Genomic DNA, 21,436 nt, shown 5'->3' with positions numbered 1-21,436 from the left:
TCGCCCAGCCGCAGGAACGCGCCATGACCGACCGCCAGACCTCGCAGATTTCCTCACGCAAAGAGCCCAAACAGGCGCGATCCACCGAGTTGGTGTCGGCCATTCTGGAAGCGGCTATTCAGGTTTTGGCCAAGGAAGGCGCCAGCCGTTTCACCACGGCACGGGTCGCGGAAAAGGCCGGCGTCAGTGTGGGCTCGGTGTACCAGTATTTCCCCAACAAGGCGGCCATCCTGTTCCGGTTGCAGACGGATGAGTGGCAGCAAACCTCGCAAATGCTCAGCCGGATCCTGGAGGACGTGAGTCAACCGCCTCTTGAGCGGCTGCGCACCCTGGTGCATGCGTTTATTCGTTCGGAATGTGATGAGGCGCAGATGCGGGTCGCCCTGAGCGATGCGGCACCGCTTTACCGTGACGCGCCGGAGGCCCATGAGGTTCGGGCGGAGGGACAAAACATCTTCCAGGCGTTCATGTTTGAATTGCTGCCGCAGGTGCCGGACGCCACTCGCCTACTGGCGTGCGATTTGATCGCTACCACCTTCAGTTCGGTGGCAAAGGAGTTCTCGGGAAGCCCGCGCACCGAGGTGCAAATCATCGCCTACGCGGACGCGATGGCGGATATGTTCAGTGCGTATGTGACGGTGCTTAACCAATCTGGCCGCTAGCGCATCCAGTCACGGAGTACTTCGAATTCGCTGTGGACCGGGTTGCGCAGGGTGTCGAGTATCCGTTGTGCTTCGTCCTGGGAAATGAATGAGTCAACCATCTTCTGCGTGCTTCTCGGGCCCGGTCTGTAACTTCGGGAGGCGCGCGGGCTGGCAAACAGCTCCTGAAGAAACGCGTAGTCCTTGGGTGACAGTGCCGCGCGGATCAATTCGACTTCACTTGCCAGTGTGGCACCGGCATCCGCTTGAGGCGCGAGCCATGAAAGGTCGGTGGCGACGCACACGTATTCACTGGTCAGGAATGAGGAAATGTCCGCATGCGCGAGTGAGGTGGTTTGCCCGTAATGGAGAATCTGCGCCACTCCCGAACAGCCATTCTCAAGTCGAACCCAGCAGTAATGCTCGCCGCCTCCGCTGGTGGCAAACGGCAGGAATGTGCGACCTGATTGCTCAATCGGGTTGAGCCACTCATCAATCTCCCGCTGGGCCTGCTCGGCATCTATCCAGAAGAAATCAACAAAGTAGCCCAGGAGACGAGGGTTCAATTCGGCCGCGTTCAAAAGCGCCAACAAGCGCTCGGGGAGTTCGATGCCGATGCTGTCTGCCAACCGTTGAAACGCTTCAGCCATGTTACCTGCCGTCCCTGGTTTGGAATGAACGTGGTGGCGCCCTGCGATTGAATCTCGTCGCAAGACCCGGGTAGCGAATGCTACCCGGGTTCTCTTCCTGTGGGTGGATAGAACAGGTCCTGGATTACTTGCGGTTCAGCCACACGGTCTGCGCGTTGCAGAATTCCCGCACGCCGAAGTGCGACAACTCCCGCCCGAAGCCGCTCTTTTTCACGCCACCAAACGAGACCCGAGGATCGGACACGCTGTAGGCGTTGATAAAGATCCCGCCGGTTTCCAGTTGGTTGGCAATACTGCGCGCCTTTTCCGGATCGGTGGTGAACACGCTGGCGGTGAGGCCGAATTCACTGTCGTTGGCCAGGGCCACGGCGTGCTCTGCATCCCGGGCGGTGATGATGGAGGCGACCGGCCCGAACAGTTCCTGTTTGAACGAGGTCATCTGGTCGGTGACGTTGGCCAGCACGGTGGGTGCGTAGAAGTTGCCTGCGCCTTCGACTTTATGGCCGCCCAGCAGCAAGGTGGCGCCTTCAGCCAGGGTGGCCTGGACCTGGCCGTCGAGTTCGTCCCGCAGGTCGAAGCGTGCCATCGGGCCGATGTAGGTGTCGGTGGCGGTCGGGTCGCCCATCATCAGGTTGCGGCTGGCTTCGAGGAATTTGGCGGTGAAGGCTTCCACCACGCCTTCTTCGATGATCAGGCGCTTGGCGGCGGCGCACACCTGGCCGGAGTTCTGGAAGCGACCGATCAGGGCGGCTTGCACGGCTTCGTCGAGGTTGGCGTCGTTGAGCACGATGAACGGGTCGGAGCCGCCCAGTTCCAGTACACATTTCTTCAGCGCGGCACCGGCCTGGGAGCCGATGGCCATGCCGGCACGCACGCTGCCGGTGAGGGTGACGGCGGCGATGCGCGGGTCGGCGATGGCTTTGGACACGCCGTCCGGGGTGACGTTGATCACTTCGAACAGGCCATCGGCGAAGCCGGCGCGCTGGAAGGCTTGTTTCATCAGGTACGCGCTGCCCATCACGTTAGGCGCATGTTTGAGCACGTAGGTGTTACCGCTGAGCATGGTCGGCACGGCGCCGCGCAGCACTTGCCACACCGGGAAGTTCCACGGCATCACGGCGAGGATCGGGCCCAGAGGGCGGTATTCGATCTGGGCGGTGCCGTTGTCCACCAGGGTGGCTTCCGGGGCGAGCATGGCCGGGCCGTGGGCGGCGTACCACTCGGCCAGTTGCGCACATTTTTCGATTTCGCCACGGGCCTGGGCAATGGGTTTGCCCATTTCCAGGGTGATCATCCGGGCCATTTCTTCGGCCTGGTCACGCAGGGTACTGGCCAGGGCCAGCAGCAGTTCGGCGCGCTGGGCGACAGGCGTATTGCGGCCGTTGCGGAAGGCATTGATGGAGCGGGTGAGGGCGGCATCCAGCTGCGCCTCGGTTTCATACGGGTAGCTGGCGACCGTTTCACCGTTGGCGGGGTTGATCGACAAGGCGTGGGTCTGGGAAGAAATCTGGCTCATGGCACCGTCCTGCGCAGTGAATGGAATGGAGGCCAGCGTACGGGGCTGTATCTTTTTCGGAAACTGAATAATATTAAGCAATACATTCACGTTTGGAGAATGACTTGGATCTGGTCCAGCTGGAAATTTTCAAAGCCGTTGCCGAGCAAGGCAGCATCAGCGCCGCCGCGCAGTTGATCCATCGGGTGCCGTCGAACCTGACCACGCGGATCAAGCAGTTGGAGCAGGACCTGGGCGTGGATTTGTTTATTCGCGAGAAAAGCCGGCTGCGGTTGTCCCCGGCCGGGTGGAATTTTCTTGGCTATGCCCGGCGCATTCTCGACCTGGTGCAGGAGGCTCGGGCGACGGTGGCGGGAGAGGAGCCCCAGGGCGCGTTTGCCCTGGGCTCGCTGGAGAGTACGGCGGCGGTGCGCATCCCGGCGTTGCTGGCGGCGTATAACCAGAAACACGCCAAGGTCGAGCTGGACCTGACCACCGGGCCGTCCGGGACGATGATCGAGGGCGTGTTGTCGGGGCGGCTGGCGGCGGCGTTTGTCGACGGGCCGGTGCTGCACGCGACGCTCGAAGGCGTGGCGGTGTTTGAGGAAGAGATGGTGGTGATTGCACCGCTGCACCATGCACCGATCACCCGGGGGCAGGACGTGAGCGGGGAGAGCATCTACACGTTTCGCTCGAACTGTTCGTACCGGCACCACTTCGAGCGCTGGTTTTCACAGGATGGCGCGGTGCCGGGGAAGATCTTCGAGATGGAGTCTTATCACGGGATGCTGGCGTGCGTGAGCGCCGGTGCGGGGCTGGCGCTGATGCCGCGCAGCATGCTGGAAAGCATGCCGGGATTTACGACGGTGAGCGTGTGGCCGCTGACCGATACGTTTCGGATCTTGAATACCTGGCTGATCTGGCGCCGGGGCACGGTGTCGCAGAGTTTGAACAGTTTTGTGCGGTTGCTGGAAGAGCGTGGACTGAAGGCTTAACAGGTTTTCTGTATTGAGGGTGCCTGACCCACCGCCATCGCGGCCTCGCTAAAGCTCGACGGCTCCCACATTTGATCTTTGTCGGCCGCCAAATTGCAGGGTGTCTGCTTGCACCGAGTTGCACCGGCCACAAGAGAGCGGACTGAAGGCGGGAGTAGATCCCCTGTGGGAGCTGTCGAGCTTCAGCGAGGCTGCGATGGCGTCGGTACGGTCGACATTAAGGGTGCCTGACCCACCGCTATCGCGGCCTCGCTAAAGCTCGACGGCTCCCACATTGGGTCTTGATCAGCCGCCAAATTGCAGGGTGCCCATGGCCAGTTTGGCCATCAGGGCGCCGGCGCCCAGTTGCACCAGCCACAGCGCCAGGCCACCGAGGAACACGCCGAGGGCGACTTGCAGCACCAGGCTTTTCTGGCGCTTGACGGGGGTTGGGCGCGGGGTGAAGTGGTCCAGTTCGTCGCGGTCGGCACGCAGGTCCAGGTCGTCGTTTCTCATAGGGTACTCATGGGGAAGGGACAGTCTTGCTGTCAGTCTAGGGGTAGCGGACTGAAAGCAGCGAATTTTTAAGGCTCACCACGCACTTCTCAAGGCAGCCACCCATCCTGTGGTGAGGGGGCTTGTCCCCCGTTGGGGCGCGAAGCGGCCCTGATTCAGGCACCGCATTCATTCAGAAAGTTCACGGTGGCAGGTTTTAGGGCCGCTGCGCAGCCCAACGGGGGACAAGCCCCCTCACCACAGGTTCGGTGTTCACAAAAGAGTGTTTCATGTCTAGTCCTGAAATAGGTTTACACCTGTTTTAGCCTCAAAACGCCCGATGCACCGCATCGGGCGTTTTGTATTTCAGCGACAGATGAGGCCGCTCGTTGTTATAGATCAGCACCGACTCGTCTACCATCCGGATGGCCTCTGCAAAATCTTTGGGGCGATGCAGCAATAACTCGTTTTTCAAAATCCCATTCACACGCTCAGCCAATGCATTTTGGTAGCAGTCGTAGCCATCGGTCATTGAGCAGGTGATGCCGTACTTGGCATGCAACCGCTGATAAAGCTCGGAGCAGTATTGGACGCCTCTGTCCGAGTGATGCACCAGGCGTTGTTCCGTTGTCCGCTGCTTGAGGGCTTTTTTGAACGCCTGGATCACCGATTCGGCGTGCAAGCTTTCATGGATATGGTGCCCCACGATTTTTCGAGAGTACGCATCGGTGATCAAACTCAGATAAGCCACACCCGTTTGCGTTGGTAAGTAGGTGATGTCCGCAACCCATACTTGCTCTGGCGCCTTGGCGACTACCTGAATCGGCCCATCTTTGAGCAGGTTTGGATGACGGCGAAAGCGATGATGGCTGTCTGTCGTTTTGTGATAGGCCCGTCTGCGGGGAACCAGTTCGCGCCGATCTCGCAAGATATCGAATAAACGGTCTCGACCAACCTTTACGGTCACTTCTGGCTCAGTGCGCATTAGATTGTGAAGTTTTCGGGTGCCAATGCGCGGTTGCCGAAGTCGCTTTTCCCTCACGAATCCCATCACTTCCTGGGCATGACGGGCCCGGGCATCACACGCCCGGTTGCGCTTGTAATAAGCCTGGCGGGAAATCCCCATGAACTGGCAAGCCCGACTAATGCTCAGGTCTTGGATCTGCCCCTGGGAGAGGACTTACCGGATCGCTTTTTTACGACAGAAACACCGAAGTCGTTCTTCAAAACATCAACGACGGCTTCGAAAAACTGAGCTTTCTGGTTGGCTTGGGCAAGCTTTTCTTCAAGCTCTTTGATTCGCTGTTCGGGTGTCAGCGGTTTATCGGGCTCATCCATGGAACGAGGTCTCTTGGAGCGAATGGACGCGCCTTGACTCCAGTCCTGCCGACCATGCCTGCGTAACCAATTCAGTACAGTCGTTTTACCCTGAATGCCATAGCGCTCTTGAGCCTCTTTATAACTCAACTCGCCTTTTTCGACCTGATCGACGACCGACAATTTAAAGGTTAGCGTGTAATCACGCTGACTGCGCCTTTCTCCCGTATTCATTACTCCCTCCTGAGAATGGGTCAGAAGGTGTAAACCTTATTCAGGACGGAACATCAGCAACAAAAAGGGGAAGCCACCGGCTTCCCCTTTTTGTGCATCACAACAGGCTTACAGCACCTGAACGATAGCCTTGGTCACGGCATCGATGTTCTTCTGGTTCAACGCCGCCACACAGATGCGGCCAGTGTCCAGCGCGTAGATACCAAACTCGCTGCGCAGGCGGGTCACTTGCTCAACGCTCAGGCCGGAGTAGGAGAACATCCCGCGCTGGCGACCGACGAAGCTGAAGTCGTGGCCCGGAGCAGCCTTGGCCAGGTCAGCCACCATCTGCTCGCGCATGCCGCGGATGCGCAGGCGCATTTCGGCCAGTTCCGCTTCCCACTGGGCGCGCAGCTCAGGGTTGTTCAGCACCGCTGCCACGATCGCCGCGCCGTGGGTCGGCGGGTTGGAGTAGTTGGTGCGGATCACACGCTTGACCTGGGACAGGATGCGCGCGCTTTCTTCCTTGGAGTCGGTGACGATGGACAGGGCGCCCACGCGCTCGCCGTACAGCGAGAACGACTTGGAGAACGAGCTGGACACAAAGAAAGTCAGGCCCGATTCAGCAAACAGGCGCACGGCCGCGGCGTCTTCGTCGATGCCGTCGCCAAAGCCCTGGTAGGCCATGTCGAGGAACGGCACGAGGTTTTTCGCCTTGACCACGTCCAGCACTTGTTGCCAGTCGGCCGGGCTCAGGTCGACGCCGGTCGGGTTGTGGCAGCAGGCGTGCAGCACGACGATGGACTGCGGCGGCAGGGCGTTGAGGTCTTCCAGCAGGCCGGCGCGGTTGACGTCGTGGGTGGCGGCGTCGTAGTAGCGATAGGTCTGTACCGGGAAGCCGGCTTTTTCAAACAGCGCCTGGTGGTTTTCCCAGCTCGGGTCGCTGATGGCGACGACGGCGTTGGGCAGCAGTTGCTTGAGGAAGTCTGCGCCGATTTTCAGAGCGCCGGTGCCGCCGACTGCCTGGGCGGTGATCACACGGCCGGAGCTGATCAGTGGCGACTCAGCGCCGAACAGCAGCTTTTGCACGGCCTGGTCGTAGGCGACGATACCGTCGATCGGCAAGTAGCCACGGGCGGCGTGTTGCGCCACTCGAATGGCTTCCGCTTCGGCAACGGCACGCAAGAGTGGAATCTTCCCCTCCTCGTCGCAGTAAACGCCCACGCCAAGGTTGACCTTGGTGGTTCGGGTATCGGCGTTGAATGCTTCGTTGAGGCCCAGGATTGGATCGCGTGGTGCCATTTCGACAGCGGAGAACAGGCTCATTTTTGCGGCAGCTCTATAGAGAGTGGAGGGACGTGTCGCGCTCCAGCCGAATGCACTAGAGCGGTGCACAAACGGGGAGCTAGTATAGAGGCCATCAGGGCTCACGGCGACAGCCGAAACGGCTTTTCGGCCAAGTTTTTCGGTTTATTTACCGACCGTTAGTCTTATTGCAACATTGGTGGCCGAAGGCATGTAGGACGATTGCCTTGAAACCCGTCACATTCGCCTCCACTTCTACAGCTATCATGGTTTTTTCCTGCAACCTGCGCCGAACAGCCGCGGGTCGCGGTCTTTTTCGTCCCCGCTGCTTTTTCCGGCCCCGGGGTGACTCAAGAGGTACGTTATGTCGGATTTCCAGCTAGTCACCCGCTTCGAGCCCGCCGGCGATCAACCGGAAGCCATCCGCCTGATGGTCGAGGGCATCGAGGCCGGCCTGGCGCACCAGACCTTGCTCGGGGTGACCGGCTCCGGCAAGACCTTCAGCATTGCCAACGTGATCGCCCAGGTGAACCGCCCGACCCTGGTGCTGGCGCCGAACAAGACCCTGGCCGCGCAGCTGTATGGCGAGTTCAAGGCGTTCTTCCCGAACAACGCGGTGGAGTACTTCGTTTCCTACTACGACTACTACCAGCCGGAAGCCTACGTGCCGTCGTCCGACACCTTTATCGAGAAAGACGCCTCGATCAACGACCACATCGAGCAGATGCGGCTGTCGGCGACCAAGGCGCTGCTGGAGCGCAAGGACGCGATCATCGTCACCACGGTGTCGTGCATCTACGGCCTGGGCAGCCCGGAAACCTATTTGAAGATGGTGCTGCACGTCGACCGTGGCGACAAACTCGACCAGCGCGAACTGCTGCGCCGCCTGACGAGCCTGCAATACACCCGCAACGACATGGATTTCGCCCGGGCGAGCTTCCGCGTGCGTGGGGATGTGATCGACATCTACCCGGCGGAATCCGACCTGGAAGCGATCCGCATCGAGCTGTTCGATGATGAAGTCGAGAGCCTGTCGGCGTTCGACCCTTTGACCGGCGAAGTGATCCGCAAACTGCCGCGCTTCACCTTCTACCCGAAAAGCCACTACGTGACCCCGCGTGAAACCCTGATGGGCGCCATCGAGGGCATCAAGGGCGAACTGGTGGAGCGCCTGGAATACCTGCGCTCCAACAACAAGCTGGTGGAAGCCCAGCGCCTGGAGCAGCGCACCCGTTTTGACCTGGAGATGATCCTCGAGCTGGGCTACTGCAACGGCATCGAAAACTACTCGCGCTACCTCTCGGGCCGCGAGTCCGGCCAGGCGCCGCCCACCCTGTTTGATTACCTGCCGGATGACGCCTTGCTGGTGATCGACGAGTCCCACGTCAGCGTGCCGCAGGTGGGCGCGATGTACAAAGGTGACCGTTCGCGTAAAGAAACGCTGGTGGAATACGGCTTCCGCCTGCCGTCGGCGCTGGATAACCGGCCGATGCGTTTCGACGAGTTCGAAGGCATCAGCCCGCAGACGATTTTTGTCTCGGCGACGCCGGGCAACTACGAGGCCGAACATGCCGGGCGTGTGATTGAACAACTGGTGCGCCCGACCGGCCTGGTGGACCCGCAAATCGAAATCCGCCCGGCGCTGACTCAGGTGGACGACTTGCTGTCGGAAATCACCAAGCGTGTGGCCCTGGAAGAGCGGGTGCTGGTCACCACGCTGACCAAGCGCATGTCTGAAGACTTGACCGATTACCTGGCCGACCACGGCGTGCGTGTGCGCTACTTGCACTCGGACATCGACACCGTGGAACGCGTGGAAATCATCCGCGACCTGCGCCTGGGCACCTTTGATGTGCTGGTAGGTATCAATCTGCTGCGGGAAGGTTTGGATATGCCGGAGGTGTCCCTGGTGGCGATTCTGGATGCGGACAAGGAGGGCTTCTTGCGTTCCGAGCGCTCGTTGATCCAGACCATTGGCCGCGCGGCGCGTAACCTCAATGGCCGGGCGATTCTGTATGCGGACCGGATCACCGGTTCCATGGAGCGCGCGATTGGCGAGACCGAGCGTCGTCGCGACAAGCAGATTGCCTACAACCTTGCGAACGGCATCACACCGAAGGGCGTGTTCAAGGACGTGGCCGACATCATGGAAGGCGCCACCGTACCGGGCTCGCGCAGCAAGAAGCGCAAGGGCATGGCCAAGGCGGCCGAGGAGAACGCCAAGTACGAAGCCGAATTGCGTTCGCCGAGCGAGATCACCAAGCGTATTCGCCAGCTGGAAGAGAAGATGTACCAGTTGGCGCGGGACCTGGAGTTTGAAGCGGCGGCGCAGATGCGCGATGAGATTGGCAAGTTGCGCGAGCGTCTGTTGGCTGTCTGATGTACAGCGATGCCGCTTCTGTGGTGAGGGGGACAAGCCCCCTCACCACAGGTTTGGTGTACACAGTTATTCAGTGGGATTCCCCAGCCTTGAGCCCCGCCGGCAACGCCTTGGTCAACAAGATCGCCACCATGCTGATCCCCAGCGCCAACCCCACAAAGTGAAACGCATCGTTGTAGGCCATGATCTGCGCCTGCTGATGCGCTATCTCACTCAACTTGCCCAACGCCGCCGTCTCACTCCCAAACTTCTCGGTCAACGTCGCCATCCGCTCCGCCACCTGCGGGTTGGTCGGCACAATCGCCTCCCGCAAATAATCAAAGTAGGTCTTGGTACGCGCATCCAGCAGCGTCGCCAGCAGCGCGATCCCGATCGCTCCGCCGAGGTTTCGCAGGATATTGAACAGGCTCGACGCCGACCCTGCGTCCTTCGGCAGGATGTACGCCGTGGCAATCAACGAAATCGTTACCATGATCAACGGCTGCCCCAGCGCGCGGATGATCTGGATCCGGTTGAACTGGTCGCCGGCAAAGTCCGGGTTGAGCACCCCCGACGAAAAACTCGCCAGGCCGAACAGCCCGAACCCCAGGGTGCACAGCCATTTGGGCGACACGTATTTCATCAGTTTGGGCACCAGCGGAATCAGGAACAACTGCGGAACCCCCATCCACATGATCACTTCGCCGATTTGCAGGGCGTTGTAGTTCTGGATCTGTGCCAGGTACAGCGGCAGCAGATAAATCGAGCCGTATAACCCCACGCCCATCCCCAGGCTCGAAATACTCGACAGCCCGAAGTTGCGGTTGCCGAGGATGCGCAGGTTGATCAGCGGGTTGGGCTTGGACATCTGCACGATCACAAAAGTGATCAGGCTCAGCAGGGCGACGGTGCCCAGGCTGAGGATCAGGCTCGATTCCAGCCAGTCTTTGCGATGGCCTTCTTCCAGGAACACCTGCAAACACCCAAGACCCACGGCCATGGTGACGATGCCGAGGTAGTCGGTGCTTTTGAGCAGGTCCCAGTTGGACGCCTTTTTTTCCAGGCCGTACAGCAGCCCGGCGATCATGATCAGGCCCGGCGGGATGTTGATGTAGAAGATGTATTCCCAGCCCCAGTTTTCGGTGAGCCAGCCGCCAATGGTCGGCCCGATGGAGGGGGCGAAGGTGGCGGTCATGGCGAACATGGCCATGCCTTTGGGGCGGTGATGTTCGGGCAACTTGATCAGCGTGAGGGTGAATGCCAGCGGGATCAGAGCACCGCCGGTAAAGCCCTGCAAGGCGCGGAACACGATCATGCTTTCCAGGCTCCAGGCCATGGAGCACATCAGCGAGGCGATCAGGAACCCACCGGACACCCACACCGCCAGCCGGCGTGCCGACAACAGCTGCACCAGCCAGGCGGTGAGCGGGATCATGATGATTTCGGCCACAAGGTAGGAGGTGGAAATCCACGAGCCTTCTTCCAGAGTGGCCGACAGCGCGCCCTGGATGTCCTTGAGGGACGAGTTGGTGATCTGGATGTCGAGCACCGCCATAAAGGCGCCGAGCATCACGCTCATCACCGCGATCCAGTCGCGCCGGGTCGGTTCGCCGACCGGCGGCAGCAGTTGATCACCGGCCATCGTGCGGGTCTTGGATGTTCACTTTGACCGTCACCGACATGCCCGGGCGGATCTTGCCTTGCAGCGGGTTGTCGGCGGCGAAGGTCAGTTTGACCGGAATCCGTTGTACGACCTTGGTGAAGTTGCCCGTGGCATTGTCCGGCGGCAGCAGGCTGAATTGCGCGCCGGAGGCCCCGAACAGGTTGGCGACGCGGCCTTCGATCGGGGTGTCGCCGTAGGCATCAAACGTCAGCTCGGCGGTTTGCCCGGGCTGCATGTGGCCGATCTGGGTTTCCTTGAAGTTGGCCTGCACCCAGATGTCCTGGTCGGGGACGATCGACAGCAGGTAGGCGCCGGCCTGTACGTATTGGCCATTGCGCGCGGCGCGCTGGCCGATCAGGCCGCTGATGGGGGCGTGGATTTCGCTGCGGGTCAGGTTCAGTTCGGCCTGGGCCAGGTCGGTCCTGGCGTTGGCGATCATCGCGTCGAGGCGCTTGATCTCGGCGTTCAGTGCGTTGACCTGCTGGCGCTGGCCCTGCAGGTCGGCCTGGGCCATGGTCACCTGGGAACGGGCGATGTGGTTGTCGGCGTCGAGGGTGGTCACCCGTTCTTCCGAGACGTAGCCGGGCTTGCGCAAGGTTTGCGCGCGGTTCAGGTCGATCTGCGAGCGGCCGAGGGTGGCCTGGCTGGACGACACCTTGGCCTCACCGGCGGCAATCAGGCTGGCTTGCTGGGTGAGTTTGCTCTGGGCCTGCACGCGCTCGGCTTCGCGCATGGCCAGGGCGGCGTTGGCGCGGTCGACGGCGAGGTGGAAGTCGTCGCCTTCGAGTCTGACCAGCAGTTGGCCTTTTTCCACGTGTTCGTTATCACCGACCATGACCTCGACGATGCGCGCGCCCAACTGGCTGGAGACCCGGGTGATTTCGCCCTGGACATAGGCGTTGTCGGTGCTTTCATAAAAGCGGCCCTTGAAGAACCACTGGGCGAAAAAGCCCGCGGCGATCAGGACCACGATAAACAGGAAGATAAACAGGCGGCGTTTGAGCGGGGCAGGCATGGCGATCATGTCGGTAACAAAAGGTAATGGAATATAGCCAGCGAACGGTCTGGCAAATAGCCATGTCGAGTCTTGAGACCGGAGCTTGTCTCATATGCCCTTTGTTCGCCTCCCCACGCTGGAGCCCAAGGGCTTGGGGCTGTTACCATTCGCCCCTTGTTTCATTTTCAGTTTTATCGCCAATTCGAGACCCGCCATGACCACCGTCCGCACGCGCATCGCGCCATCGCCTACTGGGGATCCCCACGTAGGTACTGCTTACATCGCCTTGTTCAACTACTGCTTTGCCAAGCAGCATGGCGGTGAATTCATCCTGCGGATCGAAGACACCGATCAACTGCGTTCCACCCGTGAGTCGGAACAACAGATTTTCGATGCCCTGCGCTGGTTGGGCATTACCTGGGCTGAAGGCCCGGACGTCGGCGGCCCCCACGGCCCGTATCGCCAGAGCGAGCGCAGCGACATCTACAAGCAGTACACCCAGCAGTTGGTCGACATGGGCCACGCCTTCCCGTGCTTCTGCACCGCCGAAGAGCTGGACCAGATGCGCGCCGAGCAACAGGCCCGTGGTGAAACCCCGCGCTATGACGGCCGCGCACTGCTGCTGTCGAAAGAAGAAGTGGCCCGGCGCCTGGCTGCCGGCGAGCCGCACGTTATCCGCATGAAGGTGCCGAGCGAAGGCGTGTGCGTGGTGCCGGACATGCTGCGCGGCGACGTCGAGATCCCGTGGGACCGCATGGACATGCAAGTGCTGATGAAGACCGACGGCCTGCCGACGTACTTCCTGGCCAACGTGGTCGACGATCACCTGATGGGCATCACCCACGTGCTGCGTGGCGAAGAGTGGCTGCCGTCTGCGCCGAAACTGATCCTGCTGTACGAGTACTTCGGCTGGGAACAACCGCAGCTGTGCTACATGCCGCTGCTGCGTAACCCGGACAAGAGCAAGCTGTCCAAGCGCAAGAACCCGACCTCGGTGACCTTCTACGAGCGCATGGGCTTCATGCCGGAAGCGATGCTCAACTACCTGGGCCGCATGGGCTGGTCGATGCCGGACGAGCGCGAGAAGTTCTCGCTGCAGGAAATGGTCGATAACTTCGACTTGTCCCGCGTGTCCCTCGGCGGGCCGATCTTCGACATCGAGAAACTCTCGTGGCTCAACGGCCAGTGGCTGCGTGACCTGCCGGTGGAAGAGTTCGCCAGCCGTGTGCAGCAGTGGGCGTTGAACCCCGAGTACATGATGAAGATCGCGCCGCTGGTGCAGGGCAGGGTAGAGACGTTCAGCCAGGTGGCACCGTTGGCGAGTTTCTTCTTTGCCGGTGGCGTGAACCCGGATCCCAAACTGTTTGAGTCGAAGAAGCTCTCGGGTGACCAGGTTCGCCAGTTGATGCAGTTGATCCTGTGGAAGCTCGAAAGCCTGCGCCAGTGGGAGAAGGATGCAATCACCGCGACGATCCAGGCAGTGGTTGAATCCCTGGAATTGAAACTGCGCGATGCCATGCCCCTGATGTTTGCCGCGATCACCGGGCATGCCAGTTCTGTCTCCGTACTCGACGCGATGGAAATCCTGGGCCCGGACCTGACGCGTTTCCGTCTGCGCCAAGCCCTTGATTTGCTTGGTGGTGTGTCGAAGAAAGAAAACAAGGAATGGGAAAAGCTGCTGGGCGCTATCGCTTAAGCACGCTGTTGTAACGGCCAAACCCCGGTTTTCCGGGGTTTGCTCGGTAAGTGATTGTTATCTCGGCAAAAAATTTTGAAAATTGTTGAAAATAAATTTGACACGTTTCGAATACGCCATTAAGATTCGCCCCGTCCTCACCGACGAGGGGCTATAGCTCAGCTGGGAGAGCGCTTGCATGGCATGCAAGAGGTCAACGGTTCGATCCCGTTTAGCTCCACCAATTTACAGGTTCAAGGTCTGGCCACACCGTCCTTGAGTCGATCAGTTCTCAGCGCTGATCATGTTGTACAGAAGGTTTGTGTCCCCTTCGTCTAGTGGCCTAGGACACCGCCCTTTCACGGCGGTAACAGGGGTTCGAGTCCCCTAGGGGACGCCACGATTACCCGCTCTGCGGGATTTTTAAGGGTCATTCAATTATTGAATGGCCCTTTTGTTTGTCTGGCGTTTGGCCAATCCCTCCGTTCTCTTCCCGCTCTGTTCTTCTGACCAATGGTCATGCCGGTGGCTTGCGAAATATTATTATGGTAATAATATTCGAAGCATGAGATTCGGAGGCAACGATGAACGATAAAAAAGCACAAACCCGCGAACGTATTCTGCAAGCTGCCGGCGCCGCCTTGATCCAGCGTGGCCCGGCCGAGCCGAGTGTTGGCGAAGTGATGGGCGCTGCGGGGCTCACCGTCGGTGGTTTCTACGCGCACTTTGAAAGCAAGGACGCGTTGATGCTGGAGGCCTTCACTGCATTGCTGGCCCGGCGTCGCGCCGCCGTTGAAGACATGGACTCGACGCTGACCGGCGAAGAGCGCCGTGCCCTGGTGGCAGCGTTCTACCTGTCGCGCAAACACCGCGACTCCACTTCCCAGGCGTGCCCGATTCCGTCCACCGTGGGCGAGATGAGCCGCTTGCCGGACGAGTTCCGCCAGGCCCTGAACGAGCATTGCGAATTGATGGCTGCCCAGTTGGCCGCCAGCCCCGAAGACACCGACAAGGCCTTGGCCGACATGGCGCTGATGATCGGCGGCTTGTCGCTGGCCCGCGCCCTGGGCCCGGGTGAGTTGTCGGATCGTGTATTGCGCGCGGCCAAGTCCGCAGTGCGTTAAGAACGGCTTCTGGCCTGAGGAATGAGCGATGGGCACGTTGAACTGGATTCGTGGCGTCAATGGCACCTTGGGCCGGCTGGCGCCGCACACCGTCGCGAGCAAGATGCGTCGGGCATTCATGACGCCCCGGGATCTGCCGCCCCGTGACTGGGAGCTGCCGCTGCTGGCGCAATCGGAGCGCATCACCTTGCGTTTCGGCTTGTCGGCGCTGAAATGGGGCCAGGGCCCGGCCGTGTTGTTGATGCACGGTTGGGAAGGGCGCCCAACGCAATTCGCCAGCCTGATCACTGCATTGGTGGAGGCGGGTTATTCGGTGATTGCCCTGGACGGTCCGGCCCACGGTCGTTCGCCGGGGCGTGAGGCCCATGTGCTGCTGTTTGCTCGCGCCATGCTGGAAGCGGCCGCCGAGCTGCCACCGTTGCACGCTGTCGTCGGTCACTCCATGGGCGGCGCCAGTGCGATGCTGGCGGTGCAGTTGGGGTTGCGCACCGAGGCGCTGGTCAGCATCGCCGCACCTTCACGGTTTCTCGACGTATTGCGCGGCTTTGCCGGCATGGTCGGTTTGCCGGCACGGGCGCGTTCGGCGTTTATCCAGCAGGTCGAACTGACGATGGGCATGCCACTCAAGCACCTTGACGTCGCTCACTATCAAATGAATATCCCGGGCCTGATCGTGCACGCCGAAGACGACACCTTCGTCTCGGTCAAAGCCTGCCAGGTGATCCATGACGCCTGGTTCGACAGCCGCCTGCTGCGCCTGGAGCAGGGCGGCCACCAGAAGGTGCTGGCAGACCCGCGCGTGATCGAAGGCGTACTGGCACTGCTGGCCGGCGGCCACGTGCCGGAACGCCAAACCGCCTGAACCATGGGTTACACTGCTCCCCGCCGACATTAATCGACCGGGAGCACCGCATGGGCTGGGATTTGGCAACGCCGTTTATCATCGATCTTCAGGTCGGTATCGAAGACATCGACGGGCTGGGGCACGCCAACAACGCCGTGTACGTGTCCTGGCTGGAACGCTGCGCCTGGCGCCACTCCCAGCGCCTGGGGTTGGACCTCACCGAGTATCGCCGGCTGGACCGCGCCATGGCGGTGGTGCGCCATGAGATCGATTACCTCGCGGCGGGCTACGAAGGCGACGAGCTGCAGCTGGCCACCTGGATCGTCGACTGGGACCAGCGGCTGAAAATGACCCGACGCTTCCAGCTGGTGCGCCCGCGTGACGGTGCCACCTTGCTGCGAGCGCAAACCACCTTTGTCTGCATCGAGCTGTCCAGCGGCAAGCCCAAGCGCATGCCGTCGGAATTTCTTGAGGGTTACGGCCCTGCGCTGCAAGGCGAATTACCCTCCGGCGCCTGAAACCCGTAAACTGCGCCACGTTTTTCGTTGAGTGTTTTCCATGCAAATTGCTTTGGCGCCCATGGAGGGGTTGGTCGACAACATCCTGCGGGACGTGCTGACCCGGGTTGGCGGTATTGATTGGTGCGTGACCGAGTTCATCCGGGTCAACGACCGCCTGCTCACGCCTGCGTACTTCCACAAGCTCGCCCCTGAATTGCTGCACGGTGCCAAAACCGCTGCCGGCGTACCGCTGCGCGTGCAGTTACTGGGCTCAGACCCGGTGTGCCTCGCCGAAAACGCCGCCTTGGCCTGCGAGCTGGGCTCCCAGGTGGTCGACCTCAACTTCGGCTGCCCTGCCAAGACCGTCAATAAGTCCCGTGGCGGTGCGGTGTTGCTCAAGGAGCCGGAGCTGCTCAACCAGATCGTCGAGCACGTACGGCGCGCCGTGCCTGCGCATATTCCCGTTACCGCGAAGATGCGCCTGGGCTTCGACAGCCCGGACGGTGCCCTTGTGTGCGCCACCGCCCTGGCTGAAGGCGGTGCGGCGCATATCGTGGTGCATGCGCGCACCAAGACCGACGGCTATAAGCCGCCGGCGCACTGGGAGTGGATCCCGCGTGTGCAGGAGGTGGTCAAGGTGCCGGTGTTCGCCAACGGCGATATCTGGAGCGTTGAAGACTGGCGACGTTGCCGCGAGATCAGCGGCGTCGAAGACATCATGCTCGGCCGCGGCCTGGTGGCTCGCCCTGACCTGGCCCGGCAGATTGCGGCTGCTCGTGCGGGCGAAGAAGTGGTGGAGATGACTTGGGCGCAGATGCAGCCAATGCTGCATGAGTTCTGGCGGCAATCGGTGGAGCAACTGACCGAGCGCCAGGCGCCGGGTCGTTTGAAGCAGTGGCTGGCCATGCTGACCCGCAACTACCCCGAGGCGGTGGAGTTGTTTACGGCGATGCGCCGGGAAACCGACCTGGAGCAGGTGGGGCGATTGCTGGGGGTGCCCGATCGGCAGCCTGAGGCGTTGGCGTTGCAAGATTAAGTTTATATATATAGAAATTTCATCGTTTTTTTAAGGGGTGCTTCGGGCGCCCTTTTTTTTTGCTTAAAATAACCTGCGTATGTATCAATTGCCTGAAGTAAATAGATGGTTTTCGATGTGTTGAAAGTGTTCTTTGTTTGATGTGGTTTCTTTATATATGTAAGTGATGTTGTTTTTCGGGTTTTAGTAATTCCGGATTTTTACAGGTAGTAGGTTGGGCCGCTCGCGCTGAAGTATTTGCGCGCGCGGCAATTAACACACGTTCGCCGTTTTATTTGGGATCCGTGATTTCATTAAGTTGCGTGCAGCACTGACTGTTGCTCTATGTATCGGAGATACTTTCGTACAAGGCGAGGCAGGACACGACTTTTCTATGGATGTCCATAGGATAAAGTCTCTGCTTGCCTTATGGTTTCCTTATGTGAAGCCCGATTATCGGAACTCAACCGCCTCACGCCCCACGAAAGTAGGGAGTGCCAACACTCGTGCATGTTTTTACTTCCCATTGAAGACACTAGTTCCCTGCACCGTCCGCCGGTTCAGCGGAGCGCCGAATAAGGATGAGTCCATGTCTAATCTGTCGATTAATACTACTGTGCCCATGAATACTGACTATCGTCCATTGGATCGAGAGCAGGTGGTTAATAAGTCTCGCGATAACCAGACGCTCAATGGTTTATCCACTACCGTGATCCGTAATAATGACTCAGGGCCGAAAGACAGTAACGTTACGGTAAGCAAGGATGCCTTGGAGAAGTTGTTTGAGATGTTTGATTATGCCTTCAAGGCCATACGAAGCATGTTGGCGGCCCAGGGCGGGCAGCCCAAGCGGGAGCTTGACGCTGCCCCTTTACCTAAAGTGTCGCCAGAGACAGGCCCGCAGTCGAAGGTGATGCCAGAGGCGAGCCCACAGCCGAAAGTAGTCCCGGGCCCGGCGCCGAAAGATGTACCGGACGCCAGTGTCCTGCCGAAGGTGATGCCAGAGTCGAATCCACAGCCGAAAGTAGTCCCGGGCCCGGCGCCGAAAGATGTACCGGACGCCAAAGTCCTGCCGAAGGTGATGCCAGAGGCCGACCCTCAACCGAAAGTGGTTCCAGCCCCTGTGCCAAATGTCAGGCCGGATGCAGAGCAGCAGAATAAGCTGACGAATGATATTAACCTGACCGTTCAGGTGCTTAACTGCCACTGCCCTCACCCTGAGACGAAAGTGGCCCCCCACACGACAGTCACGCAAGACGTCGATGGCAAAACCGTGGTAGTGCCCCACCTGCCGGTTACACCCACGGTTGACGCCAACACCCCGGTGGTGCCTCAACCGCCGTTAAAACCCGCCATCGATAACAAAACGCCAGTCATTCCACAGCCTCCCGTTAAGTCCGAAATCGATCCAGAAACGCCAATAGTGCCGCAGCCCGAAGTGACGCCAGACGTGCGTCCTTCGCCGGAGACGGATTTGACGGCTCCGGGGCCCGCCGAAGACCGTTCGAACGAGGTCTTCAATCGGCGTAACCGGAGCCGGTTCGATAACAGTTGGCGGGTTGATACCGGTCGCCGGACGAAGGTGTAAACCCCTGACAGATTCACATAACTAACTGAAAGCGGTTGCTCCCTGTGCTTGGTTACGCCGGGGAGTACTGTGTAAATAGAGGCGAGTGTATGACTGGTATGACGATTAGCAGTGGAGTGGTTCTAAAGTCTGAGTACTTGCAACGTGAGTCGGGTGTGGTAGTGACGATGAATAATGTTTCGAGGGGGATAGGTTTTTCGACCAGCAACGCTTTATCCCATGACAATAACGCTCAGGGCAGTGTCCGTGATACGGAGCAGAGTTCACAGCTACTGAACAACGTGCTTGAAATGTTCACCCGGTTTTTTACCCAGTTACAAAGCCTGCTGTCGGACAAGGGCGCCAACGTTGCGCGTGACACAACGCCCGTTCCCCAGCCGCGAGTAGTGCCGAAACCGGACACGCCAATGCCTGATCCCCAGGCAACTCATCTTCCGGATCTTTCCAGCAAGCGGGGTGGGGCCAAGGCCGATGATATCTGGGGCGGGTTCCGCCAGGGGCCTGATGGTAACTGTGTGACGGTATCGGCTATCAAGGCGGCGATGGCGAAGTTTGGCCAGAGCCCGACGGATATTTATAAAGAGGTTAAAAAAATAGCCGAGGGTTACCGGGTCACCATGCGCGACGGATTTGCTCTCACGTTAAGCCGTCAGGAGTTGGCCGAGGGCATTCGCGGCGCAAAGTTTGTCGGCCGCGATAAGCAAATGCTCAAGGACGCCCACTTTTTGTTTGCGGTAAGCGCCAAGCGGGCACAGATGGAAAACAATGACGGCACTGCGAAGCGAAGTTTTAGTGCGGCGGTTCGCAGCCTCAATGACGGGGAAGATGAGAGGGGGGCGGGAGAGGGGTTCCTGCGGCTAGGTTTAAAGTCGCATATGAAGAAAGTGCCGGTCAGTACACTGGCAAAAGGCACTCTCGGCATGGTCAACCGCACCGGGCACTCCGTGGCAGTGATCAACGGTATTGAAGAGTTGTATGGGAAAAAGGGTGGCGCGCCAAGACGCGGCGATGCCATTGCGTTGGTGTGATACCAGTCAATGTGCTTCAGAGCACTCGTCTAAGTAAGGTTTCGTTTTTTGTGCAACACCCGCAGTGAAGTGTCTAGTCAACCTCCCCTGCAGGGTAACTGTGCTTTTTGGTTGGCTCGATTGTTATCTAATCAAGATGGATTTAATGGAGTAATTGTATGGCTCTTTCGTTATCAGGTATTCATCCAGGTACTTTCTGGTTTCAAGGCGATGAGCAACTATTATCCCCGGCGTCTCCAGGTCGCGAAGAGGCACCCGCCAGATATGTCCAGGGCGTAAAGGTCTCGGCCGAGCCTGACAAACAGTCGCATTATGGCGTGTCCTTGAAAAAAAACGGCGAAAAGCCCGACGATATAGCTAATGCGTTCACGGCCACCGAACGTGTGTTTGGCGAGTTTTTTGATGTCAGCAGCCATGCGGCTGTGATCAAAATGATGATGCTGAAATTCGGGCGACGTCCATTAGACGTATTTGATCAGGTAAAACCCACCGCGGATGGGTACAAGGTCACGATGAAAGACGGGTTCCACGTTGGGGTTACTCACGAAGAGTTAAAGCTCGCGGCGCAAGCATCAAGGTTTACCGGCAAGGATGCCGGGGCGGTAAAAGATGCCAACTTTATACTGGCGGCCTTTGTGAAGCGTAAGCAGCTTCAGTCCGGCACGTCGTTCAATACAGCCTTGAAGAAAACCGTGCAGGGTGAAACACCCCACAATCTCCTGAAGGGAATGGGCATGATTGGTTTTATGCAATATGTCTCTTCGGATTTCCTGCAGGGCAATAAGGCCGTTGGAGTCATGGCGACGCATAATTTTGGCGCGTCCCTGGTGCTGGGCGGGGTCAAGTACAACTATCAGAAGCAGGAGGGGCTCGACAAAGCCATGGGGTACAGGCTTACCGGTGATGAAACCTTGTCGAATGAGCTGCTCGTTAATCCAGGCAAAGACACTGTTCAGCTTTCCAGTGTGCCGGTCGGGGTCAAGCCAGTGAATATCTGGAGTGGGTTTTACCAGGGCATGGAGGGTAATTGTGTGACCGTGTCGGCGATGAAAGCGGCGATGATGAAGTTGGGGCAAAACCCCGCCGGTATCTACAAGCACATCAGCGCAACAGAGGATGGCTACGCGGTCGTCATGCGAGATGGTTTCAGGTTGCGTGTTACCCACAAAGAGTTAAAAAAGGCCGAGCAACATTCCCACCTCGATGGCACTGACAAGGTACTGCTCAAGGATGCCAACTTTTTATATGCGGTGAGTGCCAAGCGGGCGCAATTGGAAAATCACGAAGGGCGTGCAGCGCAAAGTTTCGAGGTGGCAATGGAGACTCTCAATAATGGCGAAGCTCCAGAAGAGGGATTCCGTCGGCTGGGGCTATATGCCTTTACGCGACCCAGTACCGCCCAAGAGTTGGCTGATGGGGCATTGGGTGTAATGTCCAACTTTTGGCACTCAGTCGTGGCGGTCAACGGCGCTATAGACCTTTATGGTTCTAAAGAGTCGCTGGCGCCCTCGATCTGGAATGACCGGAGCAGTTTCGCAATAAAGTTGGTGTAG

General features: G+C 59.3%; 18 protein-coding genes and 2 tRNA genes. 13 read left to right on the top strand and 7 right to left on the bottom strand.

The features are described 5' to 3' along the window. Nucleotides 1-23: 23 nt before the first annotated feature. Nucleotides 24-662 carry a TetR family transcriptional regulator gene (locus MUM_RS0125980; RefSeq protein WP_010175794.1) on the top strand — a complete coding sequence of 213 codons (639 nt, stop codon included), beginning with the start codon at nucleotides 24-26 and terminating at the stop codon, nucleotides 660-662. Here the strand turns inward: MUM_RS0125980 and MUM_RS0125975 are convergent. Both MUM_RS0125975 and MUM_RS0125970 read right to left on the bottom strand, forming a co-directional pair. Beyond that, nucleotides 659-1,291, bottom strand: coding sequence for an SMI1/KNR4 family protein (locus tag MUM_RS0125975; protein WP_010175792.1), 633 nt, complete (start codon nucleotides 1,289-1,291; stop codon nucleotides 659-661). The genes MUM_RS0125980 and MUM_RS0125975 overlap by 4 nt on opposite strands. Before the next feature lie 124 nt (nucleotides 1,292-1,415). Then, nucleotides 1,416-2,807 (bottom strand): aldehyde dehydrogenase family protein, encoded by a 1,392-nt coding sequence (locus MUM_RS0125970; RefSeq protein ID WP_010175790.1) that lies wholly within the window; start codon nucleotides 2,805-2,807, stop codon nucleotides 1,416-1,418. 104 nt (nucleotides 2,808-2,911) lie between these two features. On the opposite strand from MUM_RS0125970, the gene ptrR reads away from it, so the two are divergent. After that, entirely contained in the window at nucleotides 2,912-3,781 is an 870-nt protein-coding gene (gene ptrR / locus MUM_RS0125965) for a putrescine utilization regulator PtrR (protein ID WP_010175788.1), read from the top strand. 285 nt (nucleotides 3,782-4,066) lie between these two features. Here ptrR and MUM_RS0125960 read toward each other — a convergent pair whose 3' ends face one another. The 3 genes from MUM_RS0125960 to MUM_RS0125945 form a co-directional block, all read right to left on the bottom strand. Then, on the bottom strand, nucleotides 4,067-4,276 hold the full coding sequence (locus MUM_RS0125960) for a hypothetical protein (protein WP_010175785.1): 210 nt from the start codon (nucleotides 4,274-4,276) through the stop codon (nucleotides 4,067-4,069). A 307-nt stretch (nucleotides 4,277-4,583) separates the two neighbouring features. Then, nucleotides 4,584-5,806 (bottom strand): IS3 family transposase gene (locus tag MUM_RS0125955; protein ID WP_443216250.1). Its coding sequence is split into 2 segments (ribosomal slippage): nucleotides 4,584-5,437 and nucleotides 5,437-5,806, totalling 1,224 coding nucleotides; the frame shifts between segments, so codons are not numbered across the junction. Between the two features lie 108 nt (nucleotides 5,807-5,914). Beyond that, a complete protein-coding gene (locus MUM_RS0125945) occupies nucleotides 5,915-7,111 on the bottom strand; it encodes an amino acid aminotransferase (protein WP_010175780.1) in 1,197 nt (398 codons plus the stop codon). A 343-nt stretch (nucleotides 7,112-7,454) separates the two neighbouring features. On the opposite strand from MUM_RS0125945, the gene uvrB reads away from it, so the two are divergent. Beyond that, the gene (gene uvrB / locus MUM_RS0125940) at nucleotides 7,455-9,470 is read left to right on the top strand and encodes an excinuclease ABC subunit UvrB (protein ID WP_010175778.1); all 2,016 of its coding nucleotides are present in this window, start codon (nucleotides 7,455-7,457) and stop codon (nucleotides 9,468-9,470) included. A 70-nt stretch (nucleotides 9,471-9,540) separates the two neighbouring features. On the opposite strand, the gene MUM_RS0125935 is transcribed toward uvrB, so the two are convergent. Both MUM_RS0125935 and MUM_RS0125930 read right to left on the bottom strand, forming a co-directional pair. Beyond that, nucleotides 9,541-11,031, bottom strand: coding sequence for an MDR family MFS transporter (locus MUM_RS0125935; protein ID WP_177325016.1), 1,491 nt, complete (start codon nucleotides 11,029-11,031; stop codon nucleotides 9,541-9,543). A gap of 49 nt (nucleotides 11,032-11,080) precedes the next feature. Further along, nucleotides 11,081-12,127 (bottom strand): HlyD family secretion protein, encoded by a 1,047-nt coding sequence (locus MUM_RS0125930; RefSeq protein ID WP_010175774.1) that lies wholly within the window; start codon nucleotides 12,125-12,127, stop codon nucleotides 11,081-11,083. 196 nt (nucleotides 12,128-12,323) lie between these two features. Between MUM_RS0125930 and gltX the strand changes: the two genes are divergently transcribed. The 10 genes from gltX (at nucleotide 12,324) to MUM_RS0125880 (ending at nucleotide 21,436) form a co-directional block, all read left to right on the top strand. Further along, nucleotides 12,324-13,805 carry a glutamate--tRNA ligase gene (gltX, locus tag MUM_RS0125925; RefSeq protein WP_010175772.1) on the top strand — a complete coding sequence of 494 codons (1,482 nt, stop codon included), beginning with the start codon at nucleotides 12,324-12,326 and terminating at the stop codon, nucleotides 13,803-13,805. Between the two features lie 147 nt (nucleotides 13,806-13,952). Then, a tRNA-Ala gene (locus tag MUM_RS0125920) sits at nucleotides 13,953-14,028 on the top strand. Nucleotides 14,029-14,108: 80 nt separating this feature from the next. Further along, nucleotides 14,109-14,184, top strand: a tRNA-Glu gene (locus tag MUM_RS0125915). Nucleotides 14,185-14,368: 184 nt separating this feature from the next. After that, complete coding sequence (locus MUM_RS0125910; RefSeq protein ID WP_010175770.1) at nucleotides 14,369-14,908, top strand: TetR/AcrR family transcriptional regulator; 540 nt, start codon at nucleotides 14,369-14,371, stop codon at nucleotides 14,906-14,908. 28 nt (nucleotides 14,909-14,936) lie between these two features. Beyond that, nucleotides 14,937-15,770, top strand: coding sequence for an alpha/beta hydrolase (locus tag MUM_RS0125905; protein WP_010175768.1), 834 nt, complete (start codon nucleotides 14,937-14,939; stop codon nucleotides 15,768-15,770). 50 nt (nucleotides 15,771-15,820) lie between these two features. Beyond that, entirely contained in the window at nucleotides 15,821-16,270 is a 450-nt protein-coding gene (locus tag MUM_RS0125900; protein ID WP_010175766.1) for an acyl-CoA thioesterase, read from the top strand. A gap of 40 nt (nucleotides 16,271-16,310) precedes the next feature. Next, nucleotides 16,311-17,288, top strand: coding sequence for a tRNA dihydrouridine synthase (locus MUM_RS0125895; RefSeq protein ID WP_010175763.1), 978 nt, complete (start codon nucleotides 16,311-16,313; stop codon nucleotides 17,286-17,288). Nucleotides 17,289-17,856: 568 nt separating this feature from the next. Then, nucleotides 17,857-18,855 carry a hypothetical protein gene (locus MUM_RS0125890; protein ID WP_010175761.1) on the top strand — a complete coding sequence of 333 codons (999 nt, stop codon included), beginning with the start codon at nucleotides 17,857-17,859 and terminating at the stop codon, nucleotides 18,853-18,855. Between the two features lie 89 nt (nucleotides 18,856-18,944). Beyond that, nucleotides 18,945-19,883, top strand: a complete 939-nt coding sequence (locus MUM_RS01000000132705) for a hypothetical protein (RefSeq protein WP_010175759.1) — start codon at nucleotides 18,945-18,947, stop codon at nucleotides 19,881-19,883. 158 nt (nucleotides 19,884-20,041) lie between these two features. After that, nucleotides 20,042-21,436: a hypothetical protein gene (locus MUM_RS0125880; protein WP_010175756.1), complete on the top strand. Its 1,395-nt coding sequence runs from the start codon at nucleotides 20,042-20,044 to the stop codon at nucleotides 21,434-21,436.

It is taken from the genome of Pseudomonas sp. PAMC 25886, from assembly GCF_000242655.1.
In the GTDB taxonomy this organism is placed as follows: domain Bacteria; phylum Pseudomonadota; class Gammaproteobacteria; order Pseudomonadales; family Pseudomonadaceae; genus Aquipseudomonas.
This window is presented reverse-complemented; position numbering and strand designations above follow the sequence as displayed.